Source organism: Variovorax sp. FG153 (genome assembly GCF_057809595.1).
In genome coordinates this window covers 569,213-590,031 of sequence record NZ_JBMDKG010000001.1, presented here as the reverse complement: position 1 = coordinate 590,031, position 20,819 = coordinate 569,213, and the positions used below count along the sequence as shown (strand labels likewise).

The 20,819-nt window shown below is 68.9% G+C and carries 22 protein-coding genes; 13 read left to right on the top strand and 9 right to left on the bottom strand.

Annotation, left to right across the window (positions count from 1 at the left end):
• The first annotated feature begins 87 nt into the window (after positions 1-87).
• The 4 genes from ACODT0_RS02830 (at position 88) to ACODT0_RS02815 (ending at position 3,126) form a co-directional block, all read left to right on the top strand.
• Positions 88-978 (top strand): SDR family NAD(P)-dependent oxidoreductase, encoded by an 891-nt coding sequence (locus ACODT0_RS02830; protein WP_489040509.1) that lies wholly within the window; start codon positions 88-90, stop codon positions 976-978.
• A gap of 133 nt (positions 979-1,111) precedes the next feature.
• Entirely contained in the window at positions 1,112-2,068 is a 957-nt protein-coding gene (gene pip / locus ACODT0_RS02825; RefSeq protein WP_489040508.1) for a prolyl aminopeptidase, read from the top strand.
• A gap of 3 nt (positions 2,069-2,071) precedes the next feature.
• On the top strand, positions 2,072-2,734 hold the full coding sequence (locus ACODT0_RS02820) for a hypothetical protein (RefSeq protein WP_489040507.1): 663 nt from the start codon (positions 2,072-2,074) through the stop codon (positions 2,732-2,734).
• Positions 2,735-2,769: 35 nt separating this feature from the next.
• A complete protein-coding gene (locus ACODT0_RS02815; protein WP_489040506.1) occupies positions 2,770-3,126 on the top strand; it encodes a hypothetical protein in 357 nt (118 codons plus the stop codon).
• Between the two features lie 49 nt (positions 3,127-3,175).
• Here ACODT0_RS02815 and ACODT0_RS02810 read toward each other — a convergent pair whose 3' ends face one another.
• Positions 3,176-4,057, bottom strand: a complete 882-nt coding sequence (locus ACODT0_RS02810) for a LysR family transcriptional regulator (protein ID WP_489040505.1) — start codon at positions 4,055-4,057, stop codon at positions 3,176-3,178.
• A gap of 151 nt (positions 4,058-4,208) precedes the next feature.
• Here ACODT0_RS02810 and ACODT0_RS02805 point away from each other — a divergent pair, with 151 nt between their 5' ends.
• Positions 4,209-4,862, top strand: coding sequence for a hydrolase (locus ACODT0_RS02805; protein WP_489040504.1), 654 nt, complete (start codon positions 4,209-4,211; stop codon positions 4,860-4,862).
• A gap of 38 nt (positions 4,863-4,900) precedes the next feature.
• On the opposite strand, the gene ACODT0_RS02800 is transcribed toward ACODT0_RS02805, so the two are convergent.
• From ACODT0_RS02800 to ACODT0_RS02780, 5 genes are all read right to left on the bottom strand, one after another.
• Positions 4,901-5,320, bottom strand: coding sequence for a BLUF domain-containing protein (locus ACODT0_RS02800; RefSeq protein WP_489040503.1), 420 nt, complete (start codon positions 5,318-5,320; stop codon positions 4,901-4,903).
• A 64-nt stretch (positions 5,321-5,384) separates the two neighbouring features.
• On the bottom strand, positions 5,385-5,918 hold the full coding sequence (locus ACODT0_RS02795; RefSeq protein WP_489040502.1) for a DUF695 domain-containing protein: 534 nt from the start codon (positions 5,916-5,918) through the stop codon (positions 5,385-5,387).
• Complete coding sequence (locus tag ACODT0_RS02790; RefSeq protein ID WP_479672815.1) at positions 5,915-6,142, bottom strand: hypothetical protein; 228 nt, start codon at positions 6,140-6,142, stop codon at positions 5,915-5,917. The genes ACODT0_RS02795 and ACODT0_RS02790 overlap by 4 nt, the downstream gene beginning before the upstream one ends.
• Positions 6,143-6,625: 483 nt before the next feature.
• A complete protein-coding gene (locus ACODT0_RS02785; RefSeq protein WP_413765510.1) occupies positions 6,626-7,117 on the bottom strand; it encodes a GNAT family N-acetyltransferase in 492 nt (163 codons plus the stop codon).
• 57 nt (positions 7,118-7,174) lie between these two features.
• On the bottom strand, positions 7,175-8,128 hold the full coding sequence (locus ACODT0_RS02780; RefSeq protein ID WP_479669352.1) for an AraC family transcriptional regulator: 954 nt from the start codon (positions 8,126-8,128) through the stop codon (positions 7,175-7,177).
• Positions 8,129-8,375: 247 nt separating this feature from the next.
• Between ACODT0_RS02780 and ACODT0_RS02775 the strand changes: the two genes are divergently transcribed.
• Together ACODT0_RS02775 and ACODT0_RS02770 are read left to right on the top strand one after the other, a co-directional pair.
• Entirely contained in the window at positions 8,376-9,863 is a 1,488-nt protein-coding gene (locus tag ACODT0_RS02775) for an aldehyde dehydrogenase family protein (RefSeq protein ID WP_489040501.1), read from the top strand.
• A 59-nt stretch (positions 9,864-9,922) separates the two neighbouring features.
• Positions 9,923-11,026 carry an NAD(P)-dependent alcohol dehydrogenase gene (locus ACODT0_RS02770; RefSeq protein WP_057592694.1) on the top strand — a complete coding sequence of 368 codons (1,104 nt, stop codon included), beginning with the start codon at positions 9,923-9,925 and terminating at the stop codon, positions 11,024-11,026.
• A gap of 15 nt (positions 11,027-11,041) precedes the next feature.
• On the opposite strand, the gene ACODT0_RS02765 is transcribed toward ACODT0_RS02770, so the two are convergent.
• The 3 genes from ACODT0_RS02765 to ACODT0_RS02755 form a co-directional block, all read right to left on the bottom strand.
• Entirely contained in the window at positions 11,042-11,428 is a 387-nt protein-coding gene (locus ACODT0_RS02765) for a response regulator (RefSeq protein WP_489040500.1), read from the bottom strand.
• 32 nt (positions 11,429-11,460) lie between these two features.
• A complete protein-coding gene (locus ACODT0_RS02760) occupies positions 11,461-12,486 on the bottom strand; it encodes an alpha/beta hydrolase (protein ID WP_489040499.1) in 1,026 nt (341 codons plus the stop codon).
• 142 nt (positions 12,487-12,628) lie between these two features.
• Positions 12,629-14,170 carry an alpha/beta hydrolase fold domain-containing protein gene (locus ACODT0_RS02755; RefSeq protein ID WP_489040498.1) on the bottom strand — a complete coding sequence of 514 codons (1,542 nt, stop codon included), beginning with the start codon at positions 14,168-14,170 and terminating at the stop codon, positions 12,629-12,631.
• Between the two features lie 173 nt (positions 14,171-14,343).
• Between ACODT0_RS02755 and ACODT0_RS02750 the strand changes: the two genes are divergently transcribed.
• The 6 genes from ACODT0_RS02750 to ACODT0_RS02725 all read left to right on the top strand — a co-directional run bounded on the left by ACODT0_RS02750 (position 14,344) and on the right by ACODT0_RS02725 (position 20,807).
• Positions 14,344-15,219: a fumarylacetoacetate hydrolase family protein gene (locus tag ACODT0_RS02750; RefSeq protein ID WP_093352675.1), complete on the top strand. Its 876-nt coding sequence runs from the start codon at positions 14,344-14,346 to the stop codon at positions 15,217-15,219.
• Entirely contained in the window at positions 15,216-16,013 is a 798-nt protein-coding gene (locus tag ACODT0_RS02745; RefSeq protein WP_489040497.1) for an alpha/beta fold hydrolase, read from the top strand. The genes ACODT0_RS02750 and ACODT0_RS02745 overlap by 4 nt, the downstream gene beginning before the upstream one ends.
• A gap of 2 nt (positions 16,014-16,015) precedes the next feature.
• Positions 16,016-17,323, top strand: a complete 1,308-nt coding sequence (locus ACODT0_RS02740; protein WP_489040496.1) for a metal-dependent hydrolase family protein — start codon at positions 16,016-16,018, stop codon at positions 17,321-17,323.
• Between the two features lie 28 nt (positions 17,324-17,351).
• Positions 17,352-18,647, top strand: a complete 1,296-nt coding sequence (locus ACODT0_RS02735) for a metal-dependent hydrolase family protein (RefSeq protein ID WP_479669356.1) — start codon at positions 17,352-17,354, stop codon at positions 18,645-18,647.
• Positions 18,644-19,594 (top strand): branched-chain amino acid ABC transporter permease, encoded by a 951-nt coding sequence (locus ACODT0_RS02730; protein WP_208512424.1) that lies wholly within the window; start codon positions 18,644-18,646, stop codon positions 19,592-19,594. The genes ACODT0_RS02735 and ACODT0_RS02730 overlap by 4 nt, the downstream gene beginning before the upstream one ends.
• A gap of 103 nt (positions 19,595-19,697) precedes the next feature.
• A complete protein-coding gene (locus tag ACODT0_RS02725) occupies positions 19,698-20,807 on the top strand; it encodes a branched-chain amino acid ABC transporter permease (RefSeq protein WP_489040495.1) in 1,110 nt (369 codons plus the stop codon).
• Positions 20,808-20,819: the final 12 nt, after the last annotated feature.

Sequence of the window (20,819 nt, the reverse complement as noted above, 5' to 3'; positions counted from 1 at the left end):
GGCCTCGTCGGAGCAGAACATCCGAATCCAACACACCGACACGCGCCGCGGGATCCCACTCCGCTCCACGTCAAGGAAAGCTTTCAGATGTACTTCGAGAACAAGACCGCCTGGGTGACCGGCGCTTCCTCCGGCATCGGCGAGGCACTCGCGCTCGCGCTGCTCGAGCGCGGCGCGCGCGTGATCGCCTCCGGCCGCCGCCCCGAGCCGCTGGCCGCCCTCGCGGCGCGCGCCCCCGAACGCGTGCTGGTACTGCCCTTCGAGGCCACCGACTACGACGCCCTGCCGGCCATCGTCGAGCGCGCCGCCGCCTGGCAGGGCCGGATCGACGTGCTGATCAACAATGCCGGCATCGCCCAGCGCAGCCTCGCCATCGACACCGATCTCGCCGTCTATCGCCGCCTGATCGAGGTCGACTACCTCGCCCCCGTCGCCCTCACGCAGCTCGTGCTGCCGCGCATGGCCGAGCGCCGCGCCGGCCACATCGCCGTGATCGGCTCGGTGGCCGGCAAGGTCGGCGCGCCGCTGCGCACCGGCTACAGCGGTGCCAAGCATGCGGTGCAGGGCTACTTCGATGCGCTGCGCGCCGAGGTCGAGCAGGCCTACGGCATCCGAGTGAGCGTCGCGCTGCCGGGCTCGGTGCGCACCTCGGTGTCGATCAATGCGCTGGGCGCCGACGGCAGTGCCCGCGGCCGTTCCGACGCGAACATCGACCAGGGCATGGAGCCCGCCGTCGCGGCCGGACTGCTGCTCGACGGCATGGCTTCGGGCCAGCGCGAGATCGAGATCGCGGCCGGGCTGGAAGCGGCCGCGCTGCAACTGCGCCGCCACGATCCCAACCGCCTGTTCGACATGGCCGCGCAGGAGGGCGCGCGGCTCGCGGCACAGCGCGAGCAGCAGGGGGCGGGGGCGAGCTTCGATCCGGCCGATGTGCGGGCGGCGGGGACTTATGGGCAGGATGCCTTGAAGGCGGCTTGAGCGTTGCTGGTCTGGGCAGACGTGCCGCCGCGGGCTCGGCGCGAGGTCGTTGCAGAATGCGGTCCGACTCCACTCGCGGGCGTGGAGTTCGCGCTCGCGCGCGGCTTTGCATGAACCCCGAAGAAAGCATCGAATGACCGAGACCCTGCGCCAGCCCTACCCCCCGATCGAACCCTACGAGAGCGGCATGCTCGACGTGGGCGACGGCCACCGCATCCGCTACGAGCGCGTGGGCACGCCCGGTGCCAAGCCCGCGGTGTTCCTGCACGGCGGCCCCGGCGGCGGCATCTCGCCCGAGCACCGGCGGCTGTTCGATCCCGCGCGCTACGACCTGCTGCTGTTCGACCAGCGCGGCTGCGGCCTGTCGGAGCCGCATGCGGGCCTCGAGGCCAACACCACCTGGCACCTGGTGGCCGACATCGAGCGCCTGCGCGAACTGGTGGGCGCCGAGCGCTGGCTGGTGTTCGGCGGTTCGTGGGGTTCGACGCTGGCGCTGGCCTATGCGCAGAAGCACCCCGAGCGCGTGAGCGAACTCGTGCTGCGCGGCATCTACACCGTCACGCGCGCCGAGCTCGACTGGTACTACCAGTTCGGCGTGTCGGAGATGTTCCCCGACCGATGGGAGCAGTTCCAGGCCCCGATCTCCGAGGCCGAGCGCGGCGACATGATCGCGGCCTACCGCAAGCGGCTGACCGGCGACGACCCGGTGGCCCGGATCGAGGCCGCGCGCGCCTGGAGCGTCTGGGAGGGTCAGACCATCACGCTGCTGCCGAGCCCCGCGCTCGCGGCCTCGCATGCCGACGACCATTTCGCGCTGGCCTTCGCGCGGCTGGAGAACCACTACTTCGTGCACGACGCGTGGCTCGAGGACGGCCAGCTGCTGCGCGACGCGCACCGGCTGCACGGCATCCCGGGCGTGATCGTGCACGGCCGCTACGACATGCCCTGCCCCGCGCGCTACGCCTGGGCGCTGCACAAGGCCTGGCCCGAGGCGGAGTTCCATCTGATCGAGGGAGCCGGGCATGCGTATTCGGAGCCCGGGATCCTCGATCGCTTGCTGCGGGCGACGGATGGGTTTGCCGGGCGCTGAAGCGTGAATCTCTCGAGCACTGAGCGGCAAGCCCTCGATGCATATCTGGCGCGCATCCAAGACCATGATCTGCCGGGCACGGCACTGCTTCCCGACGCCGAGATCGTCCGCTGGAGCCTGGCGCTGCGTTTTCACCCGGTGCTGCGACGCCTCGGCGGCCTGGTGCTCGACGATGCACGGACAAGCAACCATCACGTGCTGCTGACCGCACCACCGCTCGCTGGCGCGGTCCTGTACCTGGCTCATGACGGCGACTCGCGCGTGGTGTTCGCCGACATCGAGGCCTTTCTGGACGCGGCCCGACGCGCCGATGCCGAAGATCGAGATGTCGAGGACCTCCATCCTTCGGTCTCTCCGCTCGCCGGCGACCAGGCAGGCGTGGGCACGTTCATCCGTTCGCTGCTTGCATCCCCGGACGACGAGGATGCGGCCATCGCCTTCATTCCATCGCTGGACCTGCGCGATACCGCGCTGCTGCGCGAACTCGCCTCGCACGAGAACTTCTTCGTGGCGGAAGCGCTCGCAGTGGAGATCGCGAAGCGTCCGGCCGAAGCGCTGCGCGGGATCGCCAGGATGTGCGCGGCGCATTCGCATCCGCAGGCGGCGAATGCGGGCCAGCGGGCCGTGGCCGCGGTGGAGCGGTGGACGCGAAACGGACAGCGCTAGGATCGGCGCCATCCACACACATCATCCCGGCGTCGATGCGCGACTTCCTCTATTACTCGCTGATGCTCCTGCTGGGCTTCGCCTGGTACCGCTTCGGTCAGAAACTGCTTGCGAAAGGCAACCGCGACGAGAACGACGAGCTCACCAAGGGCTTCGTCGGTCCGGTCGGCTTCCTCGTGGCGGGTGGCATCGCGTGCTACCTCCTCGTCGCCACCTTGCGCGCGCTGGTCCGGGGCGAGGTGCCCTGCATCGGCAAGGGCTGCGCGGGGCAGGTGTACACGCTGGCGATGCATGCGGGCGAGTACTGGTCGAACGTCTTCTACATGGTGTGGATGGTGCTGGCGCTGGGGTATGCGCTGTACGTGACGTTCAGGATCTGGTTCCGGATCTGACGCTTCCGGCGCGTATCCACGCCGCGCCGAAGACCCACGAAGCACCCGTTCACGCGGGGTGCGACAACCGCTCGCAGTGCTCGATCAACAGGTCGGTCAGCACGCGTATCTTCCTGGCCGGATGCTGGCCCGGCGGCCGGATGACGTACGCACCCGCGGGCGGCGGTGGATAGCGCGTCATGACCGGCACCAGCGCGCCGGCGGCCACGTATTCATGCGTGAGCCAGTCCGGCACATAGGCGATCCCGAGGCCCGCCACCGCGGCCGCGACCAGTGCCGTGCCGTTGTCGGCCTTGAATCGTCCCTGCGGTCGGACCGTGATGATCCGGTCGCCATCCCTCAGTTGCCAGGCCTCGGTGCCCTGCATCAGCGCTTCATGGGCACCGAGTTCGTCCGGCGTCTCGGGCGACCCGTGCGTGCTGATGTAGTCCGGGCTCGCCACGAGCTTGCCGTAGATCGGGCCGACGCTTCTTGCAATGAGGTTGGAGTCCTCGAGATAGCCGACCCGGATCGCGCAGTCGAAGCCTTCGGCGATGAGGTCGACGAATCTGTCGCTGTAGCAGGTCTGGATGTGGAGCTGCGGATGGCGCTTCGCCATCTCGGCGAGCATGGGCGCGAAGTGGGTCGGGCCGAAGCTCAATGGCACCGCGATCCTCAGGCGCCCGCGAAGCTCGCCCGCGGGCAGGATCGTCTCCATGGCCGTGTCGATGTCGATGCAGACCTTGGCCGCATGGTCGCGGAAGGTGCTGCCCGCTTCCGTGAGCGCGGCGCCGCGCGTGGATCGCGCGAGCAGTTGGACGCCCAGTTCCGCTTCGAGCCGAAGCAGCCGCCGGCTCACCATCGACTTGGAGATGCCCATCCGCACGGCGGCCGGTGAAACCCCTCCCGCACTGGCCACTTCGACGAATGTACGCAGGTCCTCGATGTCCAAGCTGGCGTTCCTCCAATCGCGACACAGTTCGCCGAAAGATGGTACTACCGGGCGAAGAGATGGCTCGCAATACTCCCTGCGGACGACATCGCCACGAGCGAATCCGTCGTCTCGAACCCCTCCCGCAACAGCGGCAACACAGGAACCAGCCATGACTTCTCGCAACGGCCTCTCTTCGCTTCTTCGTCCCGAAGACTCGGTCCTCGTCCTGATCGACCATCAGCCCTATCAGCTCGCGAACCTCAACTCGCACGAACCGCAGATGGTCATCAACAACACCGTCGGCCTCGCGAAGGCCGCCAAGGCCTTCGGTGTGCCCACCATCCTGACGAGCGTGATCGCCGAGCGCGGCGGCCTGCTCTTTCCCCAACTCACCGACGTCTTCCCCGGGCAGGAGGTCATCGACCGCACCTTCATCAACACCTGGCAGGACAAGGTGGTGGTCGACGCGGTCAAGGCCACGGGGCGCAAGCAACTGATCATCGCGGGCCTGTGGACCGAGGTCTGCGTCGCGATGCCGACGATCCAGGCACTCGGCGAAGGCTGGGACGTCACCGTGGTCACCGATGCGTCGGGTGGCGTCTCGGTCGAGGCGCACCAGGTCGCGATCCAGCGCATGATCGCGGCCGGCGCGAACATGCTCACCTGGCTCGCGGTCGCCTCGGAATGGCAGCGCGACTGGGCACGCACCGACAGCGCTACCGCATTGACCCAGGTGATCACGCAGCACGCGGGAGGCAGCGGCATCGCCTACCTGTGGGAGCAGCAGTTGCTCAAGACCCCCGTGCCCGCCGACGCGGCATGACGATGGACAGGAAGGCGTGAAGGGCCTTCATCCGCGCGTCATGCCGTGCGCCAGTTCGGCGTCCTCGCCAGCGCGCGGAAGATGGCGGCCGCGTCCGCGCCCGGCGTTTCGTAGAGATCGAGCACCTGCCCCGTGACGAGGCCATGGAAGAGGGTCTCGAGGCGCTTGTCCCATTTCAGCAGCGCCATCGACCAGGCCGGAAAGAAGCGCGCCGGGATGCCCACGAGCTCCAGCAAGCGCGGCGACTGGTGGCGCCTGTCGCGCTCGATCGCGGCATAGAGCGCGCGCACCTCGCGTTCCTCGCCCTCCAGGTACTGCATGTAGGCGCCGTCGAGGAAGCACAGCGCGCCGGTGATGCCGAACCGCGGGTTTCGGGTGCGCGATGTGTGGAGGATGCTCGAGAGATCGCTGGGATGCGGCGAGGGCGCACGGCTCGCGTAGATCAAACGTACTAGCATTTATGAATGCTACGCCATGCGGAATACAGCAGCACCGCGAGCCGAGCGAGCTGCCATGGGATCTTCACGCCCGACGCGGCTCGACCTGGGCTCGCTTTCTCAGGTGGGTAGCCCACCCGACATCGAGGACGGTCGAGAACGTGAACATCAGCTCGCTTCTCGAACTCGCCGTGCGCATGGCAGCCTCGACATCGACCGTGTCGTCGACATAGATCAGCCAGAGCCGAACACCATCGCCGACTTCGGCCATGACCAGCTTGGAACGCTGTCCCTCTTCGAGCGCCAGACAGAGTTCGTCCTCCAGCCTGCGCAAGGCCTCGAGTTCGGTCTCGGTCGGCATCCCCCTGTCTTCACCACCGTAGTCGACGGTCACACGCAGCAGACGCGACATGCACCGCAGTTCGTCGTCGCCGGGCTCCCGGTCAAGGATCCGGCCAACGACCCGCTTCCCGCCATCGGTCTCTCCTTCGACGATCAGCCATGGCTCGACCGCGAGGTGTTGGGCCCACGGCTGGGCCGGGCGCATGAGCGTTGCGCCGACTCCGAACGCGAACGCCAGCCAACGGCGCCGCGAATGCCGCTGCGTCTCGCCGCTCATTGCGCTCGCAACGCCTTCCAACCGATCTTCAACTCGTTGTCGGTCACGACGGTCACGCCGATCTCGGGGCCCGCGACTCGCAATGCCCGCACCACCTTGTCGGTCAGGCCGTCCGCGTGGCACACGCCGGCGCCCAGGCCCAGGGTCGCCGCAATGACCATCCACGATGCACGCCGAAAGCGCCAACTGCGCATCGACGGCCGTTTCACCTCGTGTTCCCTCATCACTGCCACACCGTCATTTCGCGTCTCCTTGCGCTCGTTGATCCCCCTCGATTCCGCATCGTCTGCACAGCCCCCGCACACGCGGCTTCTTTCGAGACTTACCTGACCTCGCCATCTCGCTCGGCAGTCATGCTGGCGCGAACTAATTTCCGGCTTGACGAATTTGCAAGCCTCGCGCAATCTTCACCGAGGGGAGCGACCGCGGAGAGAGGGGTTGACATGATGATTCGTGTTCGCTTGCAGCAAGCACGCCTTGCTCTTCAACGGGACACCATGGCCATGCTCGTCGTGTATGGATCCGTCGGCCTCTGGGTGGTTTTCTGGTTCGGCGACTAGCAAGGCTTCGGGGAAGTTTCGGCCGCATCGGTATATCTCGGGCGAAGGCGTTCGGATCGAACTCGTAGCGCAGGATCGCGGTCCGGGCACGGCCGAACTGCATCGGAGATCGCCCCCCCCCGGAATTCAGTGGGCCGATATCGCTCGCTAAAGCGCCATCACCATCTCGTGCCAGGACATCCCTCCATGGTCCGACGGCGAAGGCCGCACGTACCCGTAGCCCTGCCGTTCATAAAGGGCCACGTGCCGCTGCTTGCACATCAGGTGGATCGTGCGCTTGCCGGCCCGCCGCATCCGCTCGACGAAGGTCTTCATCATCACGGTGGCGTATCCCCGCCCCTGGAACAGCGGGTCGATGACCACCGACATGATCACGACGTTGGGCGCCTCGGCGTCGTGGCCGACCAGTTCCTTGAACGCCTCGTCGGACATCACGACCTCGTGCGCGCATCCGCTGTTGATGAAGCCGATGACCTGCCCCTCGAGTTCCATGACGAGGAAGCCCTGCGGGTACTGCGCGATGCGCGTGCGGATCTTGGCCAGGGTGGCGGCCTCGTCGCCTTCATAGGCACCGATCTCGATCGCGTAGCAGCGTTCGGCATCGGAAGAAAGGGCTTGGCGGAAAACGGGGTCTGACATGGAGAGCGGGGTCGAGGCGAATGGCGAACCCGTCATGGTACGGACTCGCGCGGCGGCTCAGCGTGCCGAACGGCGATGGCGCGCGCGCAAGGTGTCGGAAGGCGACTCGCCGAATTGCGCCTTGTACTGCTGCGCGAGACGGCTCAGGTGAAAGAAGCCATGGGCGAACGCGATGTCGGTCACCGTATCGTCGTCCTCCCCGTCCAGCAAACGCTCGCGCACCTGCGCCAGACGGATGCGCCGCAGGTATGCCGTCGGCGTGATGCCGCGGTGCGCCTGGAACGCGAGCTGCAAGGCACGCACGCCGACGCCCAGCGAAGCGGCGATGTCGGACACCGTCAGCGACAGGTCCGCGATGCGGTCGTGAATGAACGACTCGGCCAGGGTCGCGAGGCGCGCCGGCCGCGAAGCCGGCCGCTCTCCGCGCATCCAGCCGGTGTAGTTGTGCGGATGCCCGTGGAGCAGCGACATGAGGACGAACTGCTCGAGCGACCGATAGGCCGGCGCCGGCAGCGCCGCGGGCAGGGTATCGACCAGGTCCCACACGCCGGACCATGAACGCTCGAGCGCCGGCGTGAACGGCACCGGATCGAACTTCAATCCATCGTCGAGCGGACGGCCGACGAGGCTCGCGCAGCAGGCCTCCAAGGCGGCCGTATCGGGCCGGAAGGTGATCTGCTCGAAGCTGGCGCCGAAATCGAAACGGGTGGGCCGGCCGGCCGACACGGGGATCGTCGTGCCGGCGCGCCAGGTGGCGCTGCGGTTGCCCTGGGAGACGGTGCCTTCGCCGGCGGTGCAGCGCATGAACAGGAACAGGCCGGGGAATTCGCCCGCGTCGACTTCCACGCGCGCACCGTAGGCCAACTGGACCAGCGCCAGCGGCCGTGCCTCGGTCGCGCTCAACCGCGTGTCCAGGGCCCTGGCCCGGCGATCCAGGTGGAGTTCGTGCGGGCAGTACACGGCGCCCACGGCGTGGATCGCTTCGTCGAGATCATGGGTTCGATAGTGCATGGTCGCCCCTTCCACGGACTGCGTGGCGGCTCGTGCGCACCGCGGCCGCGCGAGCATTCTAGGGGTGCGTTCCCCGCATGGAAACGCGATGCGGGAACGCCCGGAGGCCTCTTCCTGCGCATCGTGGATAGCGCTTCGCATTCCGGATCGCGGCGCGCCGCTTCTTCCTCAAGACTGGCGCCAGCCGAGCCGACCGAGCCAACCGGGCCGGTCGCGCTTCCATCCATCCATGCAGAGGAATCCCCTGATGAGCTCGATCCAAGACCTCGGTCTTTCCGAAACCTACGGTGCCTTCATCGACAACGCGTTCCAGCCGGTCGACGGCCCCACCTTCGCGGCCCTGCATTCCGGCACGGGCGAGCAGATCGCCCGCATTGCCCGTTGCGGCGCGGCCGAGGTCGATGCGGCCGTGCAGGCCGCCGCCAAGGCCTTCCCGGCCTGGCGCGCCACCGCGCCCGAGGAACGCTCGGCCCTGCTGCTGAAACTGGCGGCGGCCGTGGAGGCCGATCAGCAGCGCCTAGCGCGCATCGATTCGGTCGACATCGGCCGGCGCCTCTTCGAGACCGGCCTCGACCATCAATTCGCGATCTCGCAGTACCGCTACTTCGCGGCCGCGGCCATCACGCACGAGGGATTCGGCCGCCCGATCCCCGGCGGCTACATGGTCGCCAAGCGTGAGCCCTACGGCGTGTGCGGCCAGATCATTCCGTGGAACGTGCCCGCGATCATGGCGGCCTTCAAGATCGCACCCGCGATCGCTGCCGGCAACACGGTGGTGCTGAAGCCCGACGAGAACGCCTCGCTCAGCACGCTGGAGCTGTGCAGGCACATCGCGAAGATCTTTCCGCCGGGCGTCATCAACATCGTGCCCGGCTTCGGCGAGGAGGCCGGCGCCGCCTTGACCGCGCACCCCGGCGTGGCGAAGCTGGCCTTCACGGGCAGCAGCGAGGTCGGCCGGATCATCTCGCGCGCCGGTGCCGAGCGGCTGGTGCCCGTGTCGCTGGAACTGGGCGGCAAGAGCCCGAACATCATCTTTCCCGACATCGAGGACATCGACGCGGTGGTCGACAACGCGATGTTCGCGACCCTGTACTGCAACGGCCAGTCCTGCCTCGCGGGCACCCGGCTGTTCGTGCACGACGCGGTCTACGACGCCGTGATGGACCGCCTCGTCGCCGGCATGGAGCGGGTGAAGGTCGGCGCGGCGCTCGTGCCCGACACCGTGCTCTCGAACCTCGTCTCGCCCGAGCAGGGCGAGCGCGTGATGAACTACATCGGCATCGGCAAGGCCGAAGGCGCGCGGCTGATGACCGGCGGCCAGCGCGTCGCCGTCGAGGGGCAGGCCCACGGCCACTTCATCGCGCCGACGGTGTTCGAGGCCGACAACCGCATGCGCATCGCGCAGGAAGAGATCTTCGGCCCGGTGCTCAGCGTGATCCGCTGGAAGGACCACGACCGGATGATCGAGGAGGCCAACGGCGTGCGCTACGGCCTGGCCGCCGGCCTCTACACGAGCAACCTGCGCAACGCCTGGGACACGGCCGAACGGCTGCAGGCCGGCTCGGTGTGGATCAACCACTACTTCAACCTCGCGAGCGGCTCGCCCTTCGGCGGCTTCAAGGAGAGCGGGATCGGCAGCGAGTACTGCCACGAGACGCTCAACATGTACACCCACCTCAAGGCCGTGACGATCCAGACGCGAGTGGCCGCGCCCTGGTTCGCACCCAAGGCCTGAGCCCGCGACACGCAGCCCTTCGCCCTCCCCCCATCCCCATCACCTGAAGAGGTCATCCCATGCAGATCACAGCCGCCGTCATGCGCGAGAAGGGTGGCAAGTTCACCCTCGAGGACATCGAACTGGAGCCGCCGCGCGACGACGAGGTGCTCATCCGCATGAAGAGCTGCGGCGTCTGCCACACCGACACCCTGCCCCGCGACCAGGTGGTGCCCGCGCCCTTCCCCGCGGTGTACGGCCACGAGGGCGCGGGCATCGTCGAGCAGGTCGGCAGCCGCGTGAGCAAGCTCCAGCCCGGCGATCACGTCGTGATGAGCTGCAACTCCTGCGGCCACTGCGACACCTGCCAGACCGGCAAGCCCATGTACTGCCGGCACTTCTTCAAGGCCAACTTCGGCTTCGCGCGCATGGACGGAACGCCCACCATGCACAAGGGCAGCGACGTCGTGCACGGCGCCTTCTTCAATCAGTCCTCGTTCGCGACCTACGCCCTGGGCACCGAGCGCAGCGTGGTGAAGATCCCGTCCGATGTGCCGCTCGAGATCATGGGCCCGCTGGGCTGCGGCGTGCAGACCGGCGCGGGCGCGGTCATCAACTCGCTGCGCCCGCAGGCCGGCGATTCGATCGCCATCTACGGTGCAGGATCGGTCGGCCTCTCGGCGCTGCTCGCGGCCAACGTGACCGGGTGCGCTATCCGCATCTGCGTCGACCCGAACGAGGCGCGCCTGCAGTTCGCGCTCGAGCTCGGCGCCACCCATGTGATCAACCCGCGAACCACCGACCCGGTGCGGCGCATCCAGGAGATCACCGGCGGTGGCGGAACCCAGTTCTCGCTCGAGACCTCGGGCAATCTCACGGCCCTGCGCCAGGCCGTCGACTCGATCCAGATCATGGGCGAGTGCGGCATGATCGGCGCGCCCGCATTCGGCAGCGAGATCGGCCTCGACACCTGGGGCCTTCTGCTGGGCCGCAAGATCCGCGGCATCTGCGAGGGCGACTCGGTGCCGGACCTGTTCATCCCGAAGCTGGTCGAGCTGTATCGGCAGGGGCGCTTCCCCTTCGACAGGCTGATCCGGTTCTATGCCTTCGACCAGATCAACGAGGCGGTGGAAGACGGCGAGCAGGGCCGGACCATCAAGGCCGTGCTGCGCTTTCCCGACTGAACGACGCGCTCGCTCTCAGGGCCGGTCGACCGCGCGCTCCGTCTCCTCGAGAAAGCGCAGCAGGCCCTCGATCTCCGTGGACTTGTCGAACACCGCATCGGCGCCCAGCAGCATCGCGCGCTCGCGCATGTCGGGCGTCGCGAAGTTCGAGAAGATCACCATGCGCTGGCGCGGCAGGCGGTCCTTGCAGCCCATGAGCACGCCGAAGCCGGTGCCGTGGCGCAGGAAGAGATCGACCACGGCCACGTCCCATTGGCCGTCGGCATCGTGCAGCCAGGCCACGGCCTCGGCCTGGGTTTCGGCCGTGCCCACCATGTGCACGGGCGCGAGCTCTTCCAGTGTCGCGATCAGGCTGTCGCGGATCAGGGGGTTGTCCTCTACGAGGTAACCGTTCAGGCTCATGGTGTTTTCGCCATCGTGTGGACCCTTGGCCCTCAGAGCGCGAACGACCGGCGCAACCGCTCGCCCGCGAAGGCCTGCGCGTCCCGCGCCTTCTCGAGCACCGCCGCGGCGCCGAAGAACTCGTGCGCCACGCCTTCGTACTCCTTGCGTGCGATCTCCACGCCCGCGTCGATCAGCGCGCTCTCGAGCCGCGCCCCGTCGCTGCGCAGCGGATCGAGCCGAGCATTGACGATGGTGACGGGCGCCAGCCCGGCCAGCGGCGCATCGACCAGCGACAACCGCGGGTCGTCGAGGTCCTGCTCGCTGCGCGTCACATGGGTGAAGAACCAGTCCATCATCGCGCGGTTGAGCGGCTTGGCGATCGCGTTCTCGAGGTAGGACTCGGTGTTGCGGCTGGTCTGCGTGACGGGATAGATCGACAGCACATGGCGTGGCGCACTGAGGCCGGCATCGCGCGCGGCGATCGCGGTCGCCACCGCGAGATTGCCGCCAGCCGATTCGCCCGCGAGCGCGAGGCGCGAAGCATCGCCGCCGAGCGAGGCCGCATTCTCGATCAGCCAACGATAGGCCGCCAGCGCGTCGTCCCACGCGGCCGGAAACTTGTGCTCGGGCGCGAGCCGGTAGTCGACCGACAGCACCATCGCCTGCGCGGCCGCGGCGAGCCCGCGCGCGCCACCGTCGTACACCTGTCGGTTCGCGATCACCCAGCCGCCGCCATGGAAGTACAGGACGACGGGAAAGGGCCCCTGCCCCGCGGGCGTGTAGAGCGTGGCCGCCAGCGGGCCGGTGGCGCCATCGACCGTGAGTTCGAGCGTGGTCACGCCGGGCACCAGCGCCTCGGGCACGGCCGAACGGTTCTGCTGCTCGAGCACCTTCTTCACGGCATCGGCCGGCGTGGGCTGACGGCGCGCCTCCTGCGGCGTGAGCTTCTCGATCGCCTGGGGCTCCAGCGCGTCATGGGCCTTCGCCACCGCGATCTGGTCGTCGTCCGCGCGCAGCGCCGCCACGACGTTGGACACCGCATTGAGAAGAGGGTTGGGCTTCTTGTCGTCGCTCACCGGTTGCTCCTGGGGCTGAAGAGGGAAGAGGTTGAGCAACTTGTACGACGCAAGCACCCCGGGGGGCTTGTCGGACGTGGGCGCGCGAGGGCGTGAGGCTTCGAAACCCCTCGCCCCGCCGCGTGCCCCGCGCGGGTCGGATTCAGCGCGCCGGAACTGCGAGCCCGAGCAGTCCCAGCGCCTGCCGGTGCGTGCCCGATGCCGGGTCCGCGAGATCGGCCAGCACGCTCATGTGGTTGCGGTTCGCGGGCCGCTCGGCGCCCACCACCACGCGGCGGCCCCAGGCCTTGGCGATCAGCTCGGCCTGGCGATGGAACTCCTCGCTCTCGTCGCCGCCGACCACCGTCACCAGCGTGCCCTGCTTCGGCGCGGGCATCGCGGCCGGGCTCAGCCGCAGCGCCGAAGCCTCGGTCAGCCCGATGTCGGCCGCGAGGAAAGGCGCGTGCCGCAGGGGCTCGAGCTCGTAGACCCCCGAGATCGGCAGCGCCGCCTTGACGAGATCGCGCGGCAGGTCGGGCCCGACCCGTTGCCAGTCGCAGGCCAGCAGCATGGTGGCGAGATGGCCGCCGGCCGAGTGGCCCGCGACGACGATGCGCGCGGGATCGCCGCCATGCGCCGCGACGTTGCGATGCACCCAGGCCAGCGCCTGCGTCATCTGCCGCGCGATGTGCTCGATGTCGACCGCCGGGCACAGCGCGTAGTTGAGCTGCACGAAGGTGGCGCCGGCATCGGCCAGCGGCGGCGCGAGGAAGGCATGGTCACGCTTGTCGAGCGCGCGCCAGTAGCCACCATGGATGTAGACGAAGACCGGCGTCTTCCCGGCACCCGATGCGGCCGGCAGGATGTCGAGCCGCTCGCTCTCGTCGTCGCCGTAGGCCAGATCGCGAATCCATTCCGGTCGCCGCAGCGCCTGCGCCGACGCATCGGCCCAGTACTTCAGGATCGACGGGTGTTCGGGAATGCGCGCACGGTTGTTGTACTGCGCATCGAACCATTCGGGCGCCGGCGGCGGTGTCGACGCGGCCGTCGCCTCGGCCGCCGCGCGCTTCGCCGCCGAGTCGCGCAGCGCCGCATCGACCAGCGCATCGGCCATCCACAGCGCGGTGCGCTCGACCTCGCGGTCCTCGAGGCCCCAGATGTCCTTGAGCACCACGTAGGGCTCGATGCCGTAGACGATCGAGAGGGCATGGTGCAAGCGGTCGCGCATGCGCGGGTTCAAGAGCGGCGACATCGGCTCGAGCGCATGCTCGAGGATGCGCACGCGATGGCCGCGCCGGTACGGTTCCTCGGCCAGCAGGCCCGCGCGCTCGAGGCCCCACTGCTCGAGCGAGAGCTGCGCCGCGGCGCGCATCGGCGCCTCGAACTCCTTGAAGCGCGGGAAGGTCTGGCAGAACAGCTCGTGCAGCCGCTCGCGGCCGTTCGGGTTGTCCGACGCCATCTGGCGCACCGGGCCCAGCGAGCTGTCGACCACCGCGGTGACGAGCGCGCTGCGGCTCGGGAAGTAGCGGTAGGCGGTCGCGCGCGACACGTTCGAATGCGCCGCCGCCTCGGCCACCGAGGGGATGTGGCCCTTCAATCGAATGATGTCCATCGCGGCCTGCAGCAGCTGGCGGAAGGTGGCGGCGCGAACGCCGCGTTCCGGCGCGCGCGGCGCCTCGCTCGGTGTGTGCTTGAGTCTTGCCATCGGGTTTGTACGGGGATGGGAAATGCGGAAGTCGTCTTGTGGAGATGGTGACACGGCTCGTATGATCCGCGCACCCAGATTTGAGACTCACGTCTCAAAAATGCCGAATGACTTCCGGAGCCACCGGGGCGATCGCAGCGCGACGACCCCGGGGCCATATGGAGACAAAGTCGATGCGCTTCGCAAGCTGGAGTTGGGGTGGCCGCAACCATGCGGGCACGATCTCGGCCGACGGCCGGGAAGCCACGCCGTTGGCGGTGGGCGACGCCTCGCGCGGCGTGCTGCCGCTGATCGAGGCGCTGGCACGCAACGAGCCGCTGCCGCAACCCTCGGGCACGCGGCTGCCGGTCGAGGTGATCACCCTGCGCGCCCCGCTGCCGCGTCCGCTGCGCGGCCTGTTCTGCGTCGGGCGCAACTACCGCGCGCATGCGGCCGAGCTCGCGGGCTCGGTGTTCCGCAGCAGCATGCCCGAGAGCGATCCGTGGCCGATCGTGTTCGGCAAGCTCGGCGAATGCGTGATCGGCCCGCACGATCCGGTGCGGCTGCCGCGCTCCTCGGTGTCGGTGCAGATCGACTACGAATCCGAGCTCGCGGTGATCATCGGCCGCGGCGGGCGCGACATCCCGCGCTCGCAGGCGATGGAGCACGTGTTCGGCTACACCATCGTCAACGACGTCACGGCGCGCGACGTGCAGATGCGCCACCAGCAGTGGGACCTCGGCAAGAGCTTCGACACCTTCTGCCCGATGGGCCCGTGGATCGTGACGGCCGACGAGATGGACGGCCGCGCCACGCGCGTGCGCGGCTGGGTCAACGGCGCACTGCGCCAGGACGGCCTGACGCGCGACATGATCTTCGACATCCCGACGCTGATCGAAACCTGCTCGCGCGGCATCACGCTGCATCCGGGCGACGTCATCGCCACCGGCACGCCCTCGGGCGTGGGCATGGGCCTGAATCCGCCGCAATGGCTGGGCCGGGGCGACACGGTGCGCATCGAGATCGACGGCATCGGCGTGATCGAGAACCGCTTCGAGGCGCTCGCATGAGCTTCCAGTTCATCGACCGCATCGCGGTGGAGGACGAGGGCGAAGGCCCGGTGGTCGTCTGCGTGCATGGCCTGGGCGGCAGCTCGAACACCTACACGCCGCTGATGCCCGCGCTGGCGCGCCATCGCGTGGTGCGCATCGACCTGCCGGGCAGCGGCCGCTCGCAGCGCGCCGAAGGACCGCTCACGATCGAGCGCTATGTAGCGACCGTGCTCTCGGTCTGCGAACGCCTGGGCATCACGCGCGCGCACTGGGTCGGTCATTCGATGGGCACCATCGTCTGCCAGCACATCGCCGCGGCGCATCCCCAGTGCGTGGCGAGCCTCGCGCTGTTCGGCCCGCTGATCGCGCCGCCCGATGCGGCGCGCACCGCGATGAAGGCCCGCGCAGACAAGGCACGCGGCGGCGCGGTGGGCATGCACGAGATCACGCAGGCGCTGCTGCAGGGCGCGATCTCGGCCGACACGCGCCAGCGGCTTCCGGTGGCGGTGGCCTTCGTGCGCGAGAGCCTGATGCGGCAGGAAGGCGAAGCCTATGCGCGCAGCTGCGAGGCCCTGGCCGGCGCGCAGCCCGCGGCGGTGGAGAACATCGAGGCCGCGGTGCTGCTGGTGACCGGCGACGAGGACGGCGTGGCGCCGCCGCAGGCGGTGCGCGCCATGGCCGACCGGCTGCACCGCGCCGCGAGCAAGCGCGTGGTGGTGCTGCCGAAGTGCGGCCATTGGACACCCGTCGAGCGCCCCGACGAGTGCCAGCGCGAGTTGCGCGAATTCCTGGCGGCGCAGGCGAGGAGCTGACCGTGGCCGACGTGCTGTTCACCAACGTCCGCATCTTCGACGGCGGCGGCGAGGCGCCCTTCGCCGGCGACGTGCTGGTGCAGGGCAACCGCATCGCGCGCGTCGTGAAGACTTCGCACGGCGCGCGCTCCGCGCCCGTGCATGGCGCCCAGGTCATCGACGGCGCGGGCGCCTTCCTGATGCCCGGCATGGTCGAGGCCCACACGCATTTCTCGTGGAACGACCAGCCCAGCCTCGACGCGATCCAGCGCATGCCGCCCGAGGAGCACATCCTGTGGTGCGCCGAGGTCGCGAAGCGCTACCTCGACATGGGCTGGACCAGCTGCGTGGGCGCCGCCACCGCCAAGCCGCGGCTCGACGTGGTGATCCGCAACGCCATCAACGACGGCACCATCGTCGGTCCGCGCTACCTGGCCGCGAGCCAGGAGATCACCGTGCCCGGCGGGCTCGGCGACACCACGCAGCCGCACCTGCCGCAGCCCGAGTTCGCCTTCGGCGCGGTGGTCAGCGGCGCCGAGGAGATGCGCCGCTGCGTGCGCATGTTCGCCAAGTACGGTGTCGATTCGCTCAAGATCAATCTCTCGGGCGAGTCGATCACCGGCATGCCCAGCGAGATGAGCCAGTTCACCGAGGAGGAGATCCGCGTCTGCGTGGAGGAGGCCAAGGCCTGGGGCAAGCGCGTGGCCGCGCATGCGCGCTCGACCTGGTCGATCAAGCAGTGCGTGAAGCACGGCATCGAGGTGATCTACCACGCGAGCTTCACCGACAGCGAGGCGCTCGACCTGCTCGAGGCGCACAAGATGGAGCACTTCATCGCGCCCGGCCTCGCGTGGCTGATCAACACCTGCCACCACGCGAGCCAGTGGGGCCTGACGAAGGAAGTCACCACGAAGATGGGCTACCACCGCGAGCTCGACGCCGCGGTGGAGAGCATGCGGGCGATGCGCAAGCGCGGCATCCGCATCCTGCCCGGCGGCGACTACGGCTTCGCCTGGACGCCGCACGGCACCAATGCCAAGGACCTCGAGTACTTCGTGAAGTACGTGGGCATGAGCCCCATGGAGGCCCTGCTGTCGGCCACCGCCTGGGGCGGTCCGATGATGCGCATGGGCAAGGTGCTGGGCTACATCCGCGAGGGCTACCTGGCCGACATCCTGCTCGTGGACGGCGATCCGCTGGCCGACATCACGGTGCTGCAGGACAAGTCGCGCATCCTGGCCGTCATGAAGGACGGCGAGTTCCACCGCGCGCCGCCGCTGCGCCAGGCGCAGGGCCTGCGCGTCGCCTCTCCCACCCGCTGGGCCGCCTAGGCCTTCCGCATCCCGACCGGAGCACCGCATGGCCGACGTCGTCTTCACCAACGTGCGCATCCTCGACGGCACGGGGCAGAACCCCTACAGCGGCAGCGTGCTGGTGCGCGGCAACCGCATCCGGCAGGTGGGCCGCAGCACCGCGCCGATCGCGCCCGGCGGCGCCACCGTGATCGACGGCGCGGGCGCCACGCTCATGCCCGGCATGTGCGAGGCCCACACGCACTTCTCGTGGAACGACGCCGCCACGCTCGCGGCGATCCAGACCATGCCGCTCGAGGAGCACGTGCTGTGGTGCGCCAAGGTCGCGAAGCGCTACCTCGAGGCCGGCTTCACCTCCTGCGTGGGCGCGGCCTGCGCCAAGCCGCGGCTCGACGTGGTGATCCGCAACGCGATCAACGCGGGCCAGATCCCCGGGCCGCGCTACCTCGCGGCGAGCCAGGAGATCACGGTGCTCGGCGGCCTGGGCGACGAGACGCTGCCGCACCTGCCCTTTCCCGAGTTCAGCTTCGGCGTGAACATCTCTGGCGCCGACGAGATGCGCAAGGCGGTGCGGCTGTTCCTCAAGTACGGCGTCGACTCGATCAAGCTCAACCTCTCGGGCGACAACTTCACGCCGCAGTCGCCCTCGGAAACCACCTGGATGCTCGACGAGGAGGTGGCCGCGGCGATGCGCGAGGTCAAGATCCGCGGCAAGCGCGGCGTGGCGCATGCGCGCTCGTCGGAGAGCGTGAAGCAGGCGCTGCGCCACGGCATCGACCTGATCTACCACGCGAGCTTCGTCGACGAGGAGGCGCTCGACATGCTCGAGGCCGCGAAGGACCGCGTCTTCGTCGCGCCCGGCATTGCCATCCTCTACGCCATGCTGCACGAGGCCGAGCCCTACGGCATCACCTACCAGATGGCGGCCGACATGGGCTACCAGATCGAATGGGACGCGGCCTGCGTCTCGCTCGCCAAGATGCACAAGCGCGGCATCCGCGTGCTGCCGGGCGGCGACTACGGCTTCGCCTTCACGCCCCACACGCAGAACGCGCGCGACCTCGAGTTCTTCGTCAAGTACCTGGGCTTCACGCCGATGGAAGCGATCCGCTCGACCACGCTGTACGGCGGCCAGATCATGATGCGGCCCGACGATCTCGGCCTCGTCAAGGAAGGCTATCTCGCCGACCTGATGCTGGTCGACGGCGATCCGCTGGCCAACCTCTCGATCCTGCGCGATGCGAAGCGCATCCTGGCCGTGATGAAGGACGGCGAGTTCGCCAAGGCACCGGCGATCGCCTCCGAGCGCGGCTGGGACCGGGGCTGGGAGCGCGCGGCATGACGCGCGCCGCCCTCACGCGCTGGGCCCTGTGGCTGGTGCTCGGCGTGCCGATCGCGGTGTTCGCGGTCTGGGCCGTGGCCGACAACGCCTCGCTGTTCTTCAAGACCCTGCTCAACGGCCTCACGCTGGCCTCGCTCTACTTCCTCGTGGCCAGCGGCTTCACGCTGGTGTTCGGGCTGATGCGCAACGTGAACCTCGCGCACGGCTCGCTCTACCTGTTCGGCGCCTACGTGGGCTGGTTCGTCGGCGAGCACACCGGCTCCTGGGTGCTCGCGGTGATGGCCGGCTTCCTCGCGGCCGCGGTGCTGGGCCTGCTGATGCAGCTGCTGGTGTTCCGCCACATGCAGGGCCAGGACCTGCGACAGACGCTGGTGACCATCGGCCTGTCGATCGTGTTCGCCGACCTGATGCTGTGGATCTGGGGCGCCGAGATCTACACCTTCGATCCGCCCTCGTGGATCTACGGCTCGACCACGCTGCCGCTGGTCGAGAAGTTCCCGACCTACCGGCTGGTGGTGCTGCTGGCCTCGGTGCTGATCGGCGTGGGCCTGTGGCTGCTGCTGGCGCGCACGCGCATCGGCATGATGATCCGCGCCGGCGTCGACGACCGCGGCATGCTGGCCGCCTCGGGCGTCAACGTGCAGCTGGTGTTCGCGCTGACATTCGCCATCGGCGCCGGCCTCGCGGGCCTGGCCGGCGTGGTCGGCGGCACGGCCCTGTCGATCTCGCCGGGCGAGGACACGCGCTACCTGCTGGCCTCGCTGGTGGTGGTGATCGTCGGCGGCATGGGCAGCGTGGTCGGTGCCGCCATCGGCGCGCTGCTGATCGGGCTGGCCGAGCAGTTCGGGCTGGCCTATGCGCCGACCTACAGCGTGGTCTTCACCTTCGTGATCATGGTGGTCGCGCTGGCCTTCAAGCCGCGCGGGTTGATGGGGAAGGCTGCATGAGCGCCGCGCCGGGCCGCCCCAAGCAAGCTCGCACCGCAGTGCGAAGCACGGAGGTGCTCCTGTGAGCGCGGCACAGTGGCGCCGTGCCATGAAGTCGGGTGCAATGCCCGCACAGGAGGCGCGCGTCACCGCGTTGCCACGCGCGGTCGCATCGCCATCGCAACCCGCCGAGCCGCCGCCCGCCCACGGCGAGCTGCCGCGCTGGCTGGGCAGGCTGCTGCGCCCCGTGCGCTGGCGTCATCTGGTCGTGGCGCTGCTGGTGCTGGTCTATCCCTTCGTCGCCTCGCCCTTCTTCACCTTCCAGATCGGCGCCCAGTCGCTCGCGCTCGGCCTGATCGCGCTGTCGCTGACCTTCCTCGGCGGCTATGGCGGCATGGTCTCGCTCGCGCAGATGACGGTGGCGGGCTTCGCGGCCTACGTGGTCGCGATCGTGGGCAGCAGCAGCAACACGGCGATCAGCCTGGGCTGGCCCTGGTGGCTCGCGGTGCTGGTGGCACTGGCGCTGGCCACGCTGTTCTCGGCCGCGGTGGGCTGGCTCTCGGTGCGCACCGAGGGCATCTACACCATCATGATCACGCTGGCCGTGGGCGTGGCCTTCTTCTACCTCGCGCAGCAGAACTACACGCTGTTCAACGGCTTCCAGGGTTTCAGCAAGCTGGCCGCGCCCACCGTGTTCGGGCTCGACCTGCGCGAGCCCGTGCCCTTCTACCTGCTCACGCTGGGCTGCTCGGCGGCGGGCTACTTCTTCATCAAGCACCTGATCCGCGCGCCCTTCGGCGTGGCGCTGCAGGGCATCCGCGACAACCCGCGCCGCATGCAGGCGCTGGGCTTCGACGTCACGGCGCACCGGGTCGCGGCCTATGCGGTGTCGGGCTTCCTGGCCGCGGTCGGCGGCGTGCTGCTGGTCTGGTACAACGGCCGCATCTCGCCCGGCACGCTCGGCATCGGCGCGATGATCAACATCCTCATCATCGCCGTGCTCGGCGGCATGAAGCACCCCATCGGTGCCTTCATCGGCGCGCTCGTCTTCGTGCTGCTGCAGAACTTCGCCATCGACCTGGTCGACCGCGAACGCTTCAATCTCGTGATCGGCGGGGTCTTCCTCGCGATCGTCCTCTTTTCCCCCGACGGACTGCTGGGCCTGTGGCATCGCTTGCGCACGCGCCTGGGCGCACCTTTCCCCACCCGTGGCTCAGGCCGCATTCACCAGTGACAACAAGGAGCG

Excerpts from the sequence above, each read along its gene's own strand:
- ACODT0_RS02830 (WP_489040509.1), top strand. The coding sequence starts at position 88 with ATGTACTTCGAGAACAAGACCGCCTGGGTGACCGGCGCTTCCTCCGGC.
- pip (WP_489040508.1), top strand. The coding sequence starts at position 1,112 with ATGACCGAGACCCTGCGCCAGCCCTACCCCCCGATCGAACCCTACGAG.
- ACODT0_RS02815 (WP_489040506.1), top strand. The coding sequence starts at position 2,770 with ATGCGCGACTTCCTCTATTACTCGCTGATGCTCCTGCTGGGCTTCGCC.
- ACODT0_RS02805 (WP_489040504.1), top strand. The coding sequence starts at position 4,209 with ATGACTTCTCGCAACGGCCTCTCTTCGCTTCTTCGTCCCGAAGACTCG.
- ACODT0_RS02800 (WP_489040503.1), bottom strand. The coding sequence starts at position 5,320 with ATGCTAGTACGTTTGATCTACGCGAGCCGTGCGCCCTCGCCGCATCCC.
- ACODT0_RS02795 (WP_489040502.1), bottom strand. The coding sequence starts at position 5,918 with ATGAGCGGCGAGACGCAGCGGCATTCGCGGCGCCGTTGGCTGGCGTTC.
- ACODT0_RS02790 (WP_479672815.1), bottom strand. The coding sequence starts at position 6,142 with ATGAGGGAACACGAGGTGAAACGGCCGTCGATGCGCAGTTGGCGCTTT.
- ACODT0_RS02785 (WP_413765510.1), bottom strand. The coding sequence starts at position 7,117 with ATGTCAGACCCCGTTTTCCGCCAAGCCCTTTCTTCCGATGCCGAACGC.
- ACODT0_RS02780 (WP_479669352.1), bottom strand. The coding sequence starts at position 8,128 with ATGCACTATCGAACCCATGATCTCGACGAAGCGATCCACGCCGTGGGC.
- ACODT0_RS02775 (WP_489040501.1), top strand. The coding sequence starts at position 8,376 with ATGAGCTCGATCCAAGACCTCGGTCTTTCCGAAACCTACGGTGCCTTC.
- ACODT0_RS02770 (WP_057592694.1), top strand. The coding sequence starts at position 9,923 with ATGCAGATCACAGCCGCCGTCATGCGCGAGAAGGGTGGCAAGTTCACC.
- ACODT0_RS02765 (WP_489040500.1), bottom strand. The coding sequence starts at position 11,428 with ATGAGCCTGAACGGTTACCTCGTAGAGGACAACCCCCTGATCCGCGAC.
- ACODT0_RS02755 (WP_489040498.1), bottom strand. The coding sequence starts at position 14,170 with ATGGCAAGACTCAAGCACACACCGAGCGAGGCGCCGCGCGCGCCGGAA.
- ACODT0_RS02750 (WP_093352675.1), top strand. The coding sequence starts at position 14,344 with ATGCGCTTCGCAAGCTGGAGTTGGGGTGGCCGCAACCATGCGGGCACG.
- ACODT0_RS02745 (WP_489040497.1), top strand. The coding sequence starts at position 15,216 with ATGAGCTTCCAGTTCATCGACCGCATCGCGGTGGAGGACGAGGGCGAA.
- ACODT0_RS02735 (WP_479669356.1), top strand. The coding sequence starts at position 17,352 with ATGGCCGACGTCGTCTTCACCAACGTGCGCATCCTCGACGGCACGGGG.
- ACODT0_RS02730 (WP_208512424.1), top strand. The coding sequence starts at position 18,644 with ATGACGCGCGCCGCCCTCACGCGCTGGGCCCTGTGGCTGGTGCTCGGC.
- ACODT0_RS02725 (WP_489040495.1), top strand. The coding sequence starts at position 19,698 with ATGCCCGCACAGGAGGCGCGCGTCACCGCGTTGCCACGCGCGGTCGCA.